The 15,191-nt window shown below is 74.3% G+C and carries 13 protein-coding genes; 4 read left to right on the forward strand and 9 right to left on the reverse strand.

The genetic code is table 11. The annotated features are described in order from the left end of the window. Positions 1 to 152: 152 nt before the first annotated feature. Both ACFW6A_RS36210 and ACFW6A_RS36215 read left to right on the forward strand, forming a co-directional pair. Positions 153 to 1,370, forward strand: a complete 1,218-nt coding sequence (locus ACFW6A_RS36210) for an RNA ligase (protein WP_351848522.1) — start codon at positions 153 to 155, stop codon at positions 1,368 to 1,370. Positions 1,371 to 1,372: 2 nt separating this feature from the next. Beyond that, entirely contained in the window at positions 1,373 to 2,287 is a 915-nt protein-coding gene (locus ACFW6A_RS36215; RefSeq protein ID WP_351848519.1) for an AAA family ATPase, read from the forward strand. A gap of 33 nt (positions 2,288 to 2,320) precedes the next feature. Here ACFW6A_RS36215 and ACFW6A_RS36220 read toward each other — a convergent pair whose 3' ends face one another. Further along, positions 2,321 to 2,884 (reverse strand): dihydrofolate reductase family protein, encoded by a 564-nt coding sequence (locus tag ACFW6A_RS36220; protein WP_351848516.1) that lies wholly within the window; start codon positions 2,882 to 2,884, stop codon positions 2,321 to 2,323. A 330-nt stretch (positions 2,885 to 3,214) separates the two neighbouring features. Between ACFW6A_RS36220 and ACFW6A_RS36225 the strand changes: the two genes are divergently transcribed. Beyond that, positions 3,215 to 3,877, forward strand: a complete 663-nt coding sequence (locus ACFW6A_RS36225; protein ID WP_351848513.1) for a deoxynucleoside kinase — start codon at positions 3,215 to 3,217, stop codon at positions 3,875 to 3,877. A 289-nt stretch (positions 3,878 to 4,166) separates the two neighbouring features. Further along, on the forward strand, positions 4,167 to 4,655 hold the full coding sequence (locus ACFW6A_RS36230; protein WP_351848510.1) for a hypothetical protein: 489 nt from the start codon (positions 4,167 to 4,169) through the stop codon (positions 4,653 to 4,655). Positions 4,656 to 4,687: 32 nt separating this feature from the next. On the opposite strand, the gene ACFW6A_RS36235 is transcribed toward ACFW6A_RS36230, so the two are convergent. From ACFW6A_RS36235 to ACFW6A_RS36270, 8 genes are all read right to left on the reverse strand, one after another. After that, a complete protein-coding gene (locus ACFW6A_RS36235) occupies positions 4,688 to 8,209 on the reverse strand; it encodes a CHAT domain-containing protein (RefSeq protein WP_386645956.1) in 3,522 nt (1,173 codons plus the stop codon). A gap of 3 nt (positions 8,210 to 8,212) precedes the next feature. Further along, entirely contained in the window at positions 8,213 to 8,359 is a 147-nt protein-coding gene (locus ACFW6A_RS36240; protein ID WP_351848504.1) for a hypothetical protein, read from the reverse strand. Next, positions 8,359 to 9,009, reverse strand: coding sequence for a DUF6338 family protein (locus tag ACFW6A_RS36245; protein ID WP_386481617.1), 651 nt, complete (start codon positions 9,007 to 9,009; stop codon positions 8,359 to 8,361). Before ACFW6A_RS36245 ends, ACFW6A_RS36240 begins: the two co-directional genes overlap by 1 nt. A 161-nt stretch (positions 9,010 to 9,170) precedes the next feature. Further along, positions 9,171 to 10,418 (reverse strand): MFS transporter, encoded by a 1,248-nt coding sequence (locus ACFW6A_RS36250; protein WP_386645959.1) that lies wholly within the window; start codon positions 10,416 to 10,418, stop codon positions 9,171 to 9,173. Between the two features lie 510 nt (positions 10,419 to 10,928). Next, positions 10,929 to 11,132 carry a ferredoxin gene (locus ACFW6A_RS36255; protein ID WP_351848499.1) on the reverse strand — a complete coding sequence of 68 codons (204 nt, stop codon included), beginning with the start codon at positions 11,130 to 11,132 and terminating at the stop codon, positions 10,929 to 10,931. Positions 11,133 to 11,182: 50 nt separating this feature from the next. Further along, positions 11,183 to 12,382 (reverse strand): cytochrome P450, encoded by a 1,200-nt coding sequence (locus ACFW6A_RS36260; RefSeq protein WP_351848495.1) that lies wholly within the window; start codon positions 12,380 to 12,382, stop codon positions 11,183 to 11,185. A gap of 202 nt (positions 12,383 to 12,584) precedes the next feature. Then, positions 12,585 to 13,286 carry a DUF6000 family protein gene (locus ACFW6A_RS36265; protein WP_351848492.1) on the reverse strand — a complete coding sequence of 234 codons (702 nt, stop codon included), beginning with the start codon at positions 13,284 to 13,286 and terminating at the stop codon, positions 12,585 to 12,587. A gap of 167 nt (positions 13,287 to 13,453) precedes the next feature. Further along, the gene (locus ACFW6A_RS36270; protein ID WP_386645962.1) at positions 13,454 to 15,148 is read right to left on the reverse strand and encodes an alkaline phosphatase D family protein; all 1,695 of its coding nucleotides are present in this window, start codon (positions 15,146 to 15,148) and stop codon (positions 13,454 to 13,456) included. Positions 15,149 to 15,191 lie beyond the last annotated feature (43 nt).

Here is a 15,191-nt window from a genome sequence, read left to right on the forward strand (position 1 = left end):
CCCCGCCGGCTTCGGGGGGGCGCCCCCCCCGGCCCCGACCGGCGCCGCCCCCCCCGGCCCCGCCCCGCCCGCCCCCCCCTCCCCAATAGGGGGGGGGGGGGGGGCGCGGCCCGCACGGAAGGATGGGACACCTCGGACCCAGGAGGGAACCCATGAGCCAGGCGTACCTGACTCTCGACGCACTGCTGCCGCCCCAGGAGCTGGCCGCGGCGGTCGAGGCCGGGCATGTGACTCGCAAGTCGCACCCCGAGCTGCCGCTGTCCCTCTACACGTACACGCGCAGCTGTCAGTACGAAGGCATCTGGAACGACGTCACCACCCGCTGCCGCGGCCTCGTCGCCGACGACCGCACCGGCCGGATCGTCGCCCTGCCGCTGCCGAAGTTCTTCAACGTCTCCGAGCACGCGTCCGACCGCCCCTACGCGCCCGCGCTGCCCGACGAGCCGTTCGAGGTGTACGAGAAGGTCGACGGCAGCCTCGGCGTGGTCTTCCACTACGAGGGCCGCTGGCGGGTCGCGTCCAAGGGCTCCTTCACCAGCACCCAGGCGACCTGGGCGCAGCGCCGGCTCGACGCCGCGGACACCGCGCGGCTCGTGCCCGGCACGACGTACCTGACGGAGATCGTCTACCCGCAGAACCGCATCGTCGTGGACTACGGCGACCGGCGGGACCTCGTCCTGCTCGCCGCCTTCGGCCCCGACGGCGCGGAGATCGGCCTCGCCGAGGCCGCGGCGGCGTGGAACGGCATCGGGTCGGTCGTCACCGTGCACCCGGCGATGCCGCTCGAAGCGCTCGTGAAGCTGACCGAGACGAACACCCTGCCCGACGGCGCCGCCGCCACCGGCACCGACGCCGAGGGCTTCGTGCTCCGCTTCGCGTCCGGGGTGCGGGCCAAGGCCAAGCTCGCCGAGTACGTACGCCTCCACAAGGTCCTCACGGGCGTCACGGAGCGCGACATCTGGCGCGGCCACGGCGTCCAGCGCTTCGCCGGCGTCTCCGCCAAGCGCCTCGCCCAGGGCCTCGGCCTGTCCCTCTCGGAGCTCGGGAGCATCCGCGCCAAGGGCGGCCGTCCCCTGGACGCGCTGCTGGAGCAGGTGCCGGACGAGTTCGACGCCTGGGTCCGGTCCGTCATCACGGGGCTGGAGGACGCGTTCGCGGCCCGCGAGCGCGCCATCGACGAGGAGTACGAGCGGCTCGCGCCCCTCGCGGCCGACCGGGCCGCGTACGCCCGCGCCGTGAAGCGGCTGGCCGACCCCCAGCTGCGCTCCGCCCTGTTCCTGCGGCTCGACAACCGTCCCACCGACCTCTTCGTGTGGCGCAGCCTGCGCCCGGAGACCGCCGACCCCTTCACCACCGACGAGGAGAACTGACCGTGCCCGTGGTCCACGTGATGACCGGACTGCCGGCCTCCGGCAAGACGACGGCGGCCCGCGCCCTCCAGGAGCGCTCCGAGGGCCGGATGCGCCGCGTCAACCTCGACGACCTGCGCACCATGCTCGACCTGCCGAGCGGCGACCGTCGCTCGCGCGCCCACGAGCAGACGGTGCTGGGCATCCAGGACGTCGCCGTGCGCGGCGCCGTCGAGGACGGGTTCGACGTCGTCGTCGACAACACCCACCTCACCCCGCACGTCCCGCGGCGGCTGAAGGCGGCCCTCACCGGCTGCGAGGCCACCTTCGTCGTGCACGACTTCACCGGCGTGCCCGTCGACGAGTGCGTCCGCCGCGACGCGGCCCGCGAGCGGCCCGTCGGCGAGGAGATCATCCGCATCCTCGCCGAGAAGCACGCCAAGGCCACCCGCGGCGGCTGGCGGCTCACCGCCGAGTGGCTGGGCGAACGGCCCGCCGTCACCCCGTACGTCCCCGACCCCTCGCTGCCGTCGGCCGTCCTGTGCGACATCGACGGCACCCTCGCGCTGCGCGGCGACCGCGGCCCGTACGACTTCACCCGCTGCGACCTCGACCTGCTCAACGTCCCGGTCCGCGACGCCCTGCGCGCCTTCCGCGGCTCCCACCAGGACCGCGTGGTGCTCCTGTCCGGCCGCAGCGAGGACCACCGCGCCCTGACGGAGGCGTGGCTGGAACGGTACGAGGTCCCCTACGACGAGCTGTGGATGCGGGCCTCCGGCGACGGCCGCTCCGACGACATCGTCAAGGCCGAGCTGTTCGACGCCCACGTCCGTCACCGTTACGCGGTCCGGGTCTCCCTCGACGACCGCGACCGGGTGGTCGCGGTCTGGCGTCGCATGGGGCTCCCCACCTGGCAGGTCAACTACGGCAACTTCTGATCCCGCCCCGCCCGGGGCCGGCGGGGCGGCCGGCTACCGGGCCACGCGGTAGCGGAGGTAGACGACGTTCGACGGGAAGGTGCGGGTCTCCACGAGTTCGAGGTTCTCCCGGCGCTCGTGCCGGGGGAAGTACGGGATCCCGCCGCCGACGAGTACCGGGTGGACCACCATCCGGTACTCGTCGATCAGCCCCGCCCCGGCCGCCTGGACGGCGAGCGTCGCCCCGCCGATCGCGATCTGTCCCTCCCCCGGCTCGGCCCGCAACCGCTCGATCTCCTCCACCAGGCCGCCGGAGGCGAGCCGGGCCTGCCCCTCCACCGCGGACAGGGTGCGGGAGAACACCACCTTCGGGAGCGGGTTCCAGAGCGAGATCCACTCGCGCGTGGCCTCGTCGAGCGTGGGATCCTGGCCGGCCGTCTCCCAGTACAGCATCGTCTCGTACAGCCGCCGGCCGAGCAGGTGCACGTCGACCGTCCGGATCTCGTCGATCCAGAACCGGAAGACCTCGTCGTCGGGATCCGTCCAGTCGAACCCGCCGTCCGGCCCGACGATGTACCCGTCGAGCGACACACCCATCGCATAGGTCACGCTGCGCATCCGAAAACCTCCTCGGTACCGGCTTCGACAGTCCCGACAGTAAGACCGCCGGACCCCTCGGAACTCATCGCGACGCGCACGGCCGCCTCCCGCGCCCTCCGCCCCCGCCGGGGTCCGGCGGGGGCGGGGGGAATCGTCATCTAAAATTCGAGGCGGCCGCGGGCTGTGGCCTGTCGCTCCGGGCGGGCGGGGGCAGGGCTTCCGGTCCCGACGGGTCCCATGACGTCGATCACGAAGATCCGGGGAATCGCCCGGCCGCCGGCGTGCGTCCCCGTGGTACGGGAGACACGGCCCCGTCCACGGACAGAAGACCCCAGGGAGAAGTGAGGTATGCCGGTGATCTGCGTCGGAGGCATGATCGGGATCGGCAAGACGAGTGTGGCCGAGCTGCTCGCCAAGGAGCTGGGCACCGAGGTCTTCTACGAGAGCGTCGACGACAACCCGATCCTGCCCCTCTTCTACTCGGCGAGCGCCGAGGAGATCCAGGCGAAGCGGTACCCCTTCCTCCTCCAGCTGTACTTCCTGCAGACCCGTTTCGCCGCGATCAAGGAGGCGTACAAGCAGGACGACAGCGTGCTCGACCGGTCCATCTACGAGGACTGGTACTTCGCCAAGGTCAACCACGACCTGGGCCGGATCAGCTCCCTCGAGATGCAGGTGTACGAGGGGCTGCTCGACGAGATGATGCGCGAGATCGACGGCCTGCCCTACCGCAAGGCCCCCGACCTCATGGTCTACCTCAAGGCGGACTTCGAGACGGTGCTGCACCGCATCGGTCTGCGGGGACGCGACTTCGAGCAGGACGAGAGCCTCGTCGAGTACTACCGGACCCTGTGGTCCGGCTACGACGACTGGGTGCACCGGCACTACTCGGCCAGCGACGTCCTCGTCATCGACATGAACCGCACGGACGTGGTGCACAACGCCGACGACGCCGCCCGCGTGGCCCGGGAGGTCAAGGACGCCCTGGCGGCGGTCGCCCGCCGGGCCTGAGCACGGCCGGCCCTGACGGGGGCCGAGCCGGAAGGCGTCTGTGACGACGGTGCGTCCCTTCCCCTTCGAACCGATGAGCAGGCGGCAGAGAACCCTCTTTCGCCACCGATTCGAAGACGTGGGGGCGCAGGCGCGCCTTCGATCCTGCGATCGCCTCCGTGAGGACGGCACCGACCGCGGCCTCTTCGGACGGGGCGGCGTCCCGGCCGCGTCACCGGTCGGCCCTCTCCCCGTGGCCCCCTGCCACCCCGCCTCCGTGCCCGTCGGACGAAGCGGCGATGATGCTCCCGTGGCAACCCACTTCGAACTCTTCGCGGACTACTTCCAGATCCACCTCCTGGACGACGGGTCCGAGGGCGACCTCGGTGACGTGTGGAACGAGCAGACCGTGTCCGACGGGCTCGGCGTCACCGAGGACGCCCTGGCCATCGGCACCGCCGTCAACTCCACCGTGGCGGTCGTCGTCGACGTCCTGATGGAGCGGCCCGTCGACGACGGCGACGCCTTCGACCACGTCGTCGAGGCAAGCCTCCGCCTGGCCTCGGGACGACTCGTCGTGCTGGGCTGCACCGACCACCTCCCCGAAGCGGCCCGCTTCGACGTGCCCGCCGGCTGGATCCGCGTCCGGGCCTCGCGGCGGAACCTCGAAGCCGCCTCCTCCGCCGACCTCGACTGCGAGGACGAGCCCGAGGAGAGGGAGGAGGTCCGGATCCAGGCGTGGCCGGCGCCGTACTCCGAGCCCCGGGTCGTCAAGCGGTGGGCACCGGCCGAGGCGTAGACGCCGGGCCGCCGTGCCCTTTCGCCTCTGCGTCAGGCGCCCGCGTGGACGTGTGCGGCCCACACCGACGGCAGGTTCGGGTACGTGGCCCTCAGCCGCCTGACCGTGCGGTGGACCGCCGCCGCCGCGCGGGGCGCGCCGGACCGGTCCGCGGTCAGCTCGGCGTAGATCTGCCGGCTGAAGGCCGGTGCCACCGCGTCGTCGACGCGCCAGAGCGTGCCGACGACCTGGGAGAACCCGGCTGTCTGGAAGGCCGCCAAGGGGTGGATCGCCTCGTCGGACAGGCGCGCGGTGGTGCGGGCCGTGTCGCAGGCCGACAGGAACGCGAACTCCGCGTTCCGCAGGCGCAGCCGGGAGAGGTCCCGCACCCGGAACGGCGCGCGGTCGTGGTCGTGCAGCACGAGGTGGCTGTCCGAAGGGTTGTCCGGGTCGCTGTACCCGTGGCAGGCGAAGTGCGCCCAGCCACCGGCCGACAAGGCGTCGAGGACGGCGTCGCGCGTCGCGTCCGCGCCGGCCAGGACCGTGGCGCCGGGCACGAGAGCGGCCAGGTGCTCGGCTTCGGCCCGTGCGCCGGGCAGGTCCGGGGCGTCCGGGGTGTGCGGCATCGCGACCACCAGCAGCCGCGGCTCGTCCCGGTCGGTGCGGCGGGCGGCGCGGGCGTGGGCCAGGGCGCGGATCGTCGGCGTCGTCGAGGAGACGACGCGGTCGAGGAGCACGGGCCCGCCGTCGCGGTGGTGGCCCGCCGCGTGCAGGGGGAGCAGGCTGAGCGCCCCGACCGGGGCCCACCAGATCCGTGGCCACGGGCCGTCCGCCGCCGGTTCCGCCGTCAGTCCCAGTTCGTCGAGCACCGGGCCCGCGACGGCGTCCCACAGCCACGCGAGCGTGTCGTGGACCGTCCGCTCGGCGGCCGCCCGTCCCTCCGCGAACGCGGTGTGCAGAGCGTGTACGCGCCGGCTCACGGCCCCTTCGCTCAGCCGGTCCAGGGCGCGCGACCGGACCCCGTCCGGGGTGACGACGAGCGCGTCGCACCGGTGCCGGCTGACGTTGACGTACACGACCGGGCCCTCGTGCGCCTGTGCGGTGAGGTCGGTGAGCAGCGGGGGCCGCAGAAACCGCTCCATGCCGGGCAGCGCGCGGATCCGTTCGGTCACCGCGTCGAGTTCCTCGGCGAGGGCCACGCGGTCGGTCGTGGTGTCGGTCTCGAACTCGGCGGTGAGGGTCCGGAAGCGTTCGGCCAGTTCGGGCGCCCGCTCGCGCAGGTCGGAGAGGTCGCCGCGGCTGTCGAGTGCCTGGGCGGCGAGCACGCAGCGTCCGGATTCGAGCAGGGTCACCGCGCTCGCCTCGTCGCCGACGGCCAGCGCGCACGCGGCGGCGTCGGCGGCGACCCCGGCGAACCGGCCGAGCCAGTACTGGGCGTCCTCGCGGCCCAGGCGGCGCCCGGCGAGCCGGGGCAGCAGCCGGACCGCGGCGGCGTACCCCTCGGCGGCCACGTCGAACCGCCCCGCCTCGGCGGCCAGATCGCCCCACCGGTCCGCCGCCTGCACCCGGCTGTCCGTCGGCGATCCCGTGGAGGCCGCGGCCTCCCGGTAGTGGCCGAGCGCCTCGGTCAGCGCGTCGCCGTCGCCGAGGTGCCGGAAGCCGAGCGTCAGGACGTTGGCGACGCGGGTCAGCAGGCCCGCCCGGGAGTAGGCGTCCTGCCCGGCCCTCCGCGCCGCGCTCCGGGCCAGGCCGGTCGCCTCGGCGAGGAGGCGCGGGTCCGGCGGCTCCCGTCGCGCGCCGGCGGGTGCGGCGGGGTCGGTGCACCAGTCGCCGAGCGCGGCGGCCAGGTTCGCGGTGTAGCCGGGCCATTCGGGGCTGTCCTGCGGCGTCGCGGCCACGGACGCGCGGCGCGCGGCGATCGCGTCCCGCAGCGCGTCCCGGTCGCCGAACTTCTCGTACGCCATCCCCAGCACGCCGCCGAGGTTGGCGAGCCGCAGGGCCCGGTCCGGGTCGTCGTCCGCCGTCGCGTCCACGGCCTCGCGGTGCGCGGCGATCGCCTCGTCGAGCACGCTCGCCCGGCCCGTCCTGGTGAACCAGTCGGAGAGCATGGCGCCGAGGTTGGAGAGCCGCTGGGCCTGCTGGGCGACCAGGTGCGCGCCGAGGCGGACGGACTCCCGCGCGCGGTCGACCGCCTCCGACAGCGCCCGCAGCTCGCCGGTCACCCGGAAGCGGTTGTGCAGCACGACGGCGAGGAGCCCGAGCGAGCGCGGGTGGTCGCCCTGCCCGGCGGTGGCCTCGGTGACGCGGCGGGCGACGTCGATCGCGTCCGTGAGGTGGGTCAGGTCTCCGGTCGCGTGGAACAGCGCGTTCAGGTTGACGACGAGGTTGCCCGTGAACCGGATCCGCAGCGGATCGCCCGCCGGCGTGCAGGCGACCGCCTCCCGTTCGACGCCGACGGCCTCCGCGAGCGCGGCGTGGTCGCCGAGCTCTTCGCCGCGGGTGGCCAGCGCCGTGGCGAAGTGGTCCAGCCGCACGCCCCGGCGGGGGTGTCCGGCGGGGGTCGCCGCCGCCGCCGAACGCCCGAGCGCGATCGCCCGGTCGAGCAGGGACGGGTCCCGGGACAGCTTGAACTCCGCGGCGTACCGGCCGCACATCTCGGCTTCGGTGTCCGCGCGCTCCCAGCCGTGGCGCGGCGTCCTCGGGCGCTCGCCGGTGAGCGCGGCCCAGTCCCGTTCCGTGGCGGTCAGTTCGGACAGGTTCTGCGCGTGCAGTGGGTCGGTGACCGGGGTGTGGGCCACCAGCGCCTGCCGGATCCGGAGCAGTTCGGCCAGGTCGTCCCGTGCTCCGCGGGCCCGGTAGCGGTCGTCGAGGAGGTACGCGAGGTTCTTCAGCCGGGCGAGCACGTCGGACGATCCGGCGGGCGTGAGTTCCACCGCCCGCCGCGCGGCGTCGACGGCTTCCGCCACGACGCCGGTCTCCCCGGTCTCCTGGGACCAGTCGCGCAGGATGACGGCGAGGAAGTGCAGGCTCCTGGCGGTGGACGCGTCGTCGGGGGAGCACGCGACGGCGGCCCGGGCGTGCTCGGCCGCTTCCGCCAGGGCGGCGAGGTCTCCCGTCACGGTGAACGCCGTCCGCAGCGCGACGACGAGGTTGCCCAGGTAGAACGCCTTCTTCGTGGACGGTTCCTCGTCGACGGCCGCCCGGCTCCAGTCGAGCGCCTCGGCGAGGGTCTCCCGGTTCCGGTTCCCCTGGAACGCGGTGTGCAGCAGCATGCCGAGGTTGTTGGCGCAGCTCGCCGAGTCCTCCGGGCTTCCGTGGGCCAGGAAGTAGGCCTCGATGACCAGCCCGACGGCTTCCTGCAGGAAGGCGAAGTCGCCGGTCTGGTGGTAGCGGGTCTGCAGCAGGCCTCCGAGGTCGGACAGGACCGAGCGGCGCTCGGCGCCCTCCTCTGTGGCCAGCAGGGCGCGGCCGAGGTCGATCGCCTTCTCGACCGAGGCGGGGTCCGGGCTGTGCCGGGCCACGCGGAACGCCTCCCGGAACCGCTCGGCCGGGTCGTCCGCGGGCCCGCCGTCCACGCGTCAGTCCTCGGTGCCGTGCGAGGTGCCGGCCGGTCCGCCGGGCGCCTCGTCCGGCTCGGCGACCGTCCGCTTCGGGGTGTAGCCGCGCTCCGTGGACTCCTGGAGCAGTGCCGCCTCTTCGGGCGAGAGTTCGGGTTCCTTCGCCATCATCGCTCCTCCCCCGGCGCGGTCGCCGGTTCTCCGGCTTCGACGAACTCCACGACGTCGAAGTCCTCCGCCCGCAGCAGCAGGCCTCCCGTGCCGTGCACGCGCGCGCCGAACGTCCCGTCGGCGCCCATCACGCGCGCCGATTCGAGGTACAGCTCGGCCGGGTGGGGGTACGAGGAGGCGTACGACCGGTCGCCGTACCAGCCGCCCGCCCAGTTGCCGTCCTTGAGCCGCACGCGCACGAAGCACGCTTCGCGGTCGCGGAACGCGTGGTCCCAGGCGCTGGGCGTGGGCAGGAAGCGGGCCTTGCGCCGCCGGTCCGCCAGGGAGACGGCGACGGCCGCCACGGCCGGCACGACCAGGAACAGCACCACCGCGACGAAGCCGACCGCGCGCGGCCGCTCCGCGAAGCCCTCCCAGCCGCCGGCTCCCCGCCCTCGGGCCAGGCGGATCAGGGCCGGTCCCGCCACCACGGCGTACAGGGCGTCCAGGGCGATCGACGCGACGATCGCCCGCAGCACCCGCTCCCCCAGGTCCCGCTCGCCGGGCACCGGTCCGCGGCGGCGTTCCCTGACGAACTGGTAGGTGACCCCGGGCAGCACCAGAAGGACGAGCAGGGCGAGCTGCACGACGGTCCCGGGCGCCTGCACTCCCCACCCCCATGTCTCGTGCCTTCGAGCGCGAACAACGGTACGAGTACCCGGGAGTCGGGCTCCTCACGCGGCGGGGCGGCACGTTCACGAGGTGTCGGCACCCGGACCGGTCGTGGGCGGGTCCGCCTGGGGCGTGCCCTTTCCGTTCCTCGCCCTGGTCACCGCCGTACGCCTTCGGGCGGCCCCGCGAGTGCGGGGCGGCGGGTCACCGCGAAGAGCGCCGCGGCGAGGGCCGCCGTCACCACGCCCAGGAGCGCGACGGCGGAGGCGAGGCTGCCCGCCGGCTCCTCGCCCGCCAGCAGGACCAGCGGGCAGAGGAACTCGCCGAGGAAGAAGGCGGCGGTCCACAGGCCCATGCCGCGACCGCGGTCGGCGAACTCCAGGAGGGACATGGCCCGGGTGACCAGCGACGGCAGCAGCAGGCCGGTGCCGACGCAGTTGACGACGGCTCCGGCGACCAGCAGGGGGAGGCTGTCGGCGAGGCCCATCAGGAGGAAGCCGGCCGCGCACAGCGCGAACAGGGCGGGCAGCCGGTGGCGGCGGTGCGGGGCGAGACGGGTGAAGAGGACGGAGCCGAGGACCGTGGCCGCACTGGCCCCCGCGGTGACGGCCCCGATCGTGCCGGTGGAGTCGGTTCCCAAGTCGTCCAGGAGGTAGGCCATCTCGACGGGAACGGTGTAGAAGACGACGGCGCCGAAGACCGTCAGGAGGCAGGTGCCCGCCATGCGGCGCACCGGGAACGCGCGGCGGGGGGCCCGCGCGGCGGTGTCCGCACCGCGCTCGGGCGGGAGCGGTGCCGGCAGGACGCGGGCCATGACGGGCGCGAGGGCCAGGCCCACGGCGTAGAGCCAGAAGGGGGCGCGCCAGTCGGCGGCCCCGAGGGCTCCGCCGAGGACGAAGAAGACCGTGGCGGAGACGGAGGCGCACATGGCCTGCAGGGCCAGGTAGCGGTCGCGGAGTTCGCCGCTGTAGTAGTCGCCGATGAGGGTGGTGCAGGCGGTCATGATCGCCGCTTCGGCGATGCCCACGAGGACGCGGCTGACCAGGATGGCGTGGAGGGAGTCCAGCCACAGCGGGGCCGTGCCGAAGAGGGCGTAGAGGACGGTGGCGGCGACGAGCAGGCGTTTGCGGCCGAGCCGGTCGACGATCATCCCGGCGAAGGGGGCGAGCAGAGCGAGGGAGAGAGCGGGAACGGTGAGCATGACGGGGACCAGGGCCGCGCTTCCCGGCACGTCGGCGAAGTGGTCCTGTATGCGGGGCAGCACGGGGGCGAGGAGCACCGCTCCGAGGATGGGCAGACAGCTGCCGGCCATGAGCACGACCGCGGGAAGGCGGCTGGCCGGAGCCGTGTCCCGGTCGTGCTCGTGGGTGTGCTCAGGGGACGGCGGTAGGACGGAAGCGGGCATCACTGCGCTCCAGTGCGGGGAGGGACGAGGGACGGCGTCCGGTCCGAACGGCCGGCGGGAACCGTACCGGCCGATCGGGCGGGGTGTCCTCGACTATGCGTGCCGGTGGGCGTGGTGCCCACCCTCTCCGCCATCCGGGTTGGCGATGGCTCTCATCCATGGAGCGGATGGGGTGCGCCGGCTTCCGCGCCCTCCGGGAGGCCGGCCGCACGAGCCCTTCGCCCTGCCGGGGGCGGTGATCCACGGAAGCTGTTCCCCTGCGGGCCCTCACCGGGTCCGGAGGGGACCCGGGCGATCGTGGTCGAGCGCGGGAGCGGCGCCGTGGGCCCCGTCCGCGCCATGCCCGACCTCGTCGTCCCGCTGGAGCGCACCCGCCAGGACGAGCGCGCCGGCAACCGACGGGAACCGCGACGCGCTTCGCCACCGCCGTCGGTGGCGTCGCAGGCCTGGCCGCCACGGCGAGTGCCCGGCCCTCAGCGCCGGCAGGTGCTCCGCCGGGTGCGGCGTGTCTCACCGGTCCGGCGCCTCCCCCAGGCTGATGGCCTGGACGGGGCAGGCACGGGCGGCCTCGCGGACCAGAGTCCCGGCCGCTCCGTCCTCGCGGCCGGGCAGGACGGTGCCGAAGCCGTCGTCGTCCTGGGTGAAGACGTCGGGAGAGACCAGGGCGCACTGGCCCGCTCCCATGCAGCGGTCCGGGTCGATGGAGATGCGCACCGGTGGGCTTTCCTTCCTCGTGGGGCCGGTTTCGGGGCGGGGCGGGGCGCTCACCAGGCGACGGGGAGTTCCAGCATCCCCTGGATGGTGTCGCCCGGCTTGAACGGGATCTCCTCGGCGGGCGCCGCCAGCCGCAGGCCCGGAAGCCGCCGCAGCAGGGTGCCGAGGGCGATCTCCAGCTCCGCGCGTGCCAGGTTCTGGCCCAGGCACTGGTGGATGCCGAAGCCGAAGGCGACGTGGTGCCGGGCCGTGCGTTCCCAGTCGAGTGCGTCGGGGTCGGCGTAGACCGTGCCGTCGCGGTTGATGAGGGAGGTGGAGAACACCACCCCGTCGCCGGCGCGGATGACCGTCCCTTCGATCTCCAGGTCCTCGCGGGCCACGCGCAGCATGCCGTCCGCGATCGACAGGAACCGCAGGAGTTCCTCCACCGCCGCCGGCAGCAGGCTCGGATCCTCGCGGAGCCGGGCCAGCTTCTCGGGGTGGCGCAGCAGCGTGTACGTCCCCAGGGAGATCATGTTGGCGGTGGTCTCGTGGCCCGCGACGAGCAGGATGGTCGCGAGTTGCACCAGTTCCTCGCGGTCGGGGCCGCCCTCGTGCGCCTGGCGTGCGACCAGGTCGTCGAGGACGCCTTCGCCGGGCTCGGCGCGCTTTCCGTCGATGAGGTCGCCGAGGTAGCCCTCCAGCCGGGCCAGCGCGTCCTCGATGTCCTCGGCCGTCGGGCCGCGGAGCAGCCGCCGGGACTGCTCCTCGAAGAAGGCGTGGTCCTCGTACGGCACGCCCAGCAGGTCGCAGATGACGATCGAGGGCACCGGCAGTGCGAACGCGCTCACCAGCTCGGCCGTCGGGCCCGCCGCTTCCATGGCGTCGAGCAGCCTGTCCACGGTCGCCTGGATCCGGGGGCGCAGGGCCTCCGTGCGCTTGAGCGAGAAGCTCGGGATCAGCATCCTGCGCTGGACGTTGTGCTCGGGGTCGTCCCATCCGAGGAGCGCGGCGCGCCGGCGGCTGCGGAGGGCCTGGGCGCGTTCCGTGGGGATCGGGAAGTCCGGGTGGGTGGAGTCGGTGGAGAGGCGCCGGTCGGCCAGGAGGGCCCGCGCGGCCCGGTGCCCGGTGACGAACCACACCTCCCGGCCGTCCCACAGGGTAACCCGGGACAGGGGGCGGTCCTCGCGCAGGGGGTCGTAGGCGGCCGGGGGATGGTAGGGGCAGGACCGGCTCTGGGGAAAGGCGACGGCTTCTTCCGTGGTCGTCATCGAGAACCTCGCAGACGGCGGATCGTGGGCTCCGGCGGTGGTGCCGCATCCACTACATGCCTCGGGCACCTATCCGGTCTACGCGGAGTTCGGCCAATCCGCCGGAATGGACGGCACCGTTCCGCCAGAAGTGCGTGACGGGTGGCGGGGGCGCCCGGAAGGGCGGGCCGGGGCGGAAAGCCTCGCCCCGCCCGGCCCGGGGCTACGCCGGCCTGCGAGGCCCCCCGCGCACGGCCCCGCCCCTGGCGCGGGCGCGCCGGGAGAACGGCTTCGGGGCGGGGCGGGTCCATCCGTCGGCGAAGTCGCAGAGGAGGTCCGTCCGGCGCAGGAGTTCGGCGGGGGTGTGACGGGGGTGGCCGAGGCGTTCCACGCCTTCGGTCCAGGCGTCCCAGGGGCCGCCCGGCTCCGTGAAGCGGCCGGCGTGGCGGGTGCCGAGGCGGGCGTCCAGGCGGAGGAGGGATCCCAGGGCGGCGGGCTGGTCGGCGTACAGGTCGGTGCGGGGGAGGCGGCGGTCGAGGCAGGAGGTGAGGATCTCGGCGTCGGCCGGTGTGCCGAAGCGGGCCAGGGCGAAGCAGTAGGCGCTGGCGGAGTAATCGGCCTCAGCGGCCAGGAGCAGGTCGCCGACGCGCGTCCGGAACCGTTCGCGGCGGTCGACGCCTATCAGCCAGCCGGCGGTGAGGCGCGAGCGCCATTCGTATCCGAGGAGGGCTTCCAGCTCCTCGTCGGTGATCGCGGTGGCGTCGTCGACGAGCTGCCGGGTGAAGCGTGTGGTGTGCCACCACCGGGGGCTCAGGAACCGCTGTCCGCCCAGCACGAGGTAGCGCGGGAGGCCCCCGTACATCCTCGTCACGTAGCTCTCGACCACGTGGCCGTAGCCGATCTCCTCGGGGTGCCGGGACTGCATCGGTGCTCTCTCCAGGGACAGGGACGGATCGGAGGGGTCGTCCGGGTGGGGCGCGACGATGCTGTCACGGCGGCGGGGACGGGGCGGGGGCCGCCGGGGCGGACGTCGGGCTCCGCGCGCCTCCGCTCGTTCCGAGCCGCTCCCTCCTTCCCCGCTCGCTCCCTCCCTCACGCCCCTTCCGTCAGGTCCCTTTCCATGACCCGCACCAGACGGGCCCCCTCCCGGTCCGTGTCCCGGCGGGGCCGCCCGGCGCCCGCGTCGGCCTTCTCCAGGCGCAGGCGGGCCGTGCGGCCGCGCAGCGTCAGGGTCATCAGCTGGTTGCCGAACCAGGGGCCGCCGGCGCGTTCCCACCGGATCGCGGGGCGGGCGACGCGGCCGTGGCGGGCCAGGAGGTGGCCGGCGGCCTTGGCGAAGCGGCTCCAGCCGAAGCGGAAGCTCATCCGCATCACCAGGGGCACCGCGTTGTGCAGCGGGGAGCAGGTCAGCTGGAAGACGCGGGAGCGCGGCCGCTGCCGGGCGGGCCAGGCGGGCTCGGCCACGTACGCGTGGTGGACGTCGCCCGACAGCACGCTCACGGTCGCCGGGGCGGCGTCCTGCCGGCCCACCTCGGCGATCGTGTCCGTCAGCCGGTGGAACGAGGTGGTGAACGCCGCCCAGTGCTCCAGGTCCGCGCGCCGTCGCAGCCACTCCCCGAACCTCGCCCAGCGCGGGCCGCGTTCGCCCCGGCACAGGGCCGCGTGCCAGCCCTCCGCGAAGTGGACCATCGGCGGCAGCAGCCACGGCAGCGAGGTCCCCACCAGCAGGTGGTCGACGCCGCCGGGGTCGTCGAAGGCCTGTTCGCGCAGCCAGTCGGCCTCCTCGGCGTCGAGCATCGCCCGGTGCCGCTCCTCCAGGACCCGCGCGGCCCGGGTGTCGACCATCAGCAGCCGGGTGCGGCCGAAGTCCCTGCGGTAGCTCCAGCGCACCGTCGCCGGATCGGCCTCGGCCCGCTCCGCGAAGGCGCGCAGCGCCTCGGTGCCGTCGTCGGCGGCGAGGACCGCCGCGTACAGCTCGTCCTCGGCGAGTTCGGCCGGGGAGAGGTTCCCGATGTGCTGGTAGACCCAGTACGACATCAGGCCGCCGATGATCCGCTCGTGCCACCAGGGCGTGGCCCGCATCTCGGCGACCCAGGCGGCGCTGGTGTTCCAGTCGTCGATGACGTCGTGGTCGTCGAAGATCATGCAGGTGGGCACGGTCGACAGGAGCTGGCGCAGGTCGGGGTCGCCCCAGGATTCGTCGTAGAGGCGGGTGTACTCCTCGTAGTCGGCGACCTGGTCGGGCGGGGCGTCGGTGCCGGTGCCCGTCTCCCGCCGGTGCCGGGCGATCCACGCGCGGGTGGCGGCGGACGTCTCGTCGGCGTACACCTGGTCGCCCAGGAGGAGCAGGACGTCCGGGCGGTCTCCGGCGGGGTCGGCTGCCAGGCGGGCGGCGAGCGTGTCGAGGACGTCGGGGCCGACCGGGTCGGCCGCGCCCTCGGTGGGCGCCGCCCAGCGGCAGGAGCCGAAGGCGACCACCGCGCCCGTGGCCGGGACCGGCGGCGTGCGCAGGGTGCCGGGCGGCAGGGGCGAGTCCGCCGGGGGCCACGCCCGCTCGCCGTCGAGGACCACCTCGTACTCCACGGCTGACCCGGGGGTCAGGCCGGTGACGACGACCAGCGCGTAGTGGTGGCCTGCGACGAGGAAGGTGCGGGCCGTGCCCCCGCCGCCGCCGGCGCACGCGACCCCGACCGTGCACGCCCGGTCGGTCTCCACCCACACGGTGGCGCTCGTGCCCGTCTCCCAGTCGACGTACCGCACCAGCGGCCCCAGCCTCAGACAGGCCATCACGTTTCCCCTTCCGCCACCCGTACAGGCGCCGACGCGCCCA

It is taken from the genome of Streptomyces sp. NPDC058758, assembly GCF_042746075.1.
Lineage (GTDB): Bacteria > Actinomycetota > Actinomycetes > Streptomycetales > Streptomycetaceae > Streptomyces.

Excerpts from the sequence above, each read along its gene's own strand:
- ACFW6A_RS36210 (WP_351848522.1), top strand. The coding sequence starts at position 153 with ATGAGCCAGGCGTACCTGACTCTCGACGCACTGCTGCCGCCCCAGGAG.
- ACFW6A_RS36220 (WP_351848516.1), bottom strand. The coding sequence starts at position 2,884 with ATGCGCAGCGTGACCTATGCGATGGGTGTGTCGCTCGACGGGTACATC.
- ACFW6A_RS36225 (WP_351848513.1), top strand. The coding sequence starts at position 3,215 with ATGCCGGTGATCTGCGTCGGAGGCATGATCGGGATCGGCAAGACGAGT.
- ACFW6A_RS36240 (WP_351848504.1), bottom strand. The coding sequence starts at position 8,359 with ATGGCGAAGGAACCCGAACTCTCGCCCGAAGAGGCGGCACTGCTCCAG.
- ACFW6A_RS36250 (WP_386645959.1), bottom strand. The coding sequence starts at position 10,418 with ATGCCCGCTTCCGTCCTACCGCCGTCCCCTGAGCACACCCACGAGCAC.
- ACFW6A_RS36260 (WP_351848495.1), bottom strand. The coding sequence starts at position 12,382 with ATGACGACCACGGAAGAAGCCGTCGCCTTTCCCCAGAGCCGGTCCTGC.
- ACFW6A_RS36265 (WP_351848492.1), bottom strand. The coding sequence starts at position 13,286 with ATGCAGTCCCGGCACCCCGAGGAGATCGGCTACGGCCACGTGGTCGAG.
- ACFW6A_RS36270 (WP_386645962.1), bottom strand. The coding sequence starts at position 15,148 with ATGGCCTGTCTGAGGCTGGGGCCGCTGGTGCGGTACGTCGACTGGGAG.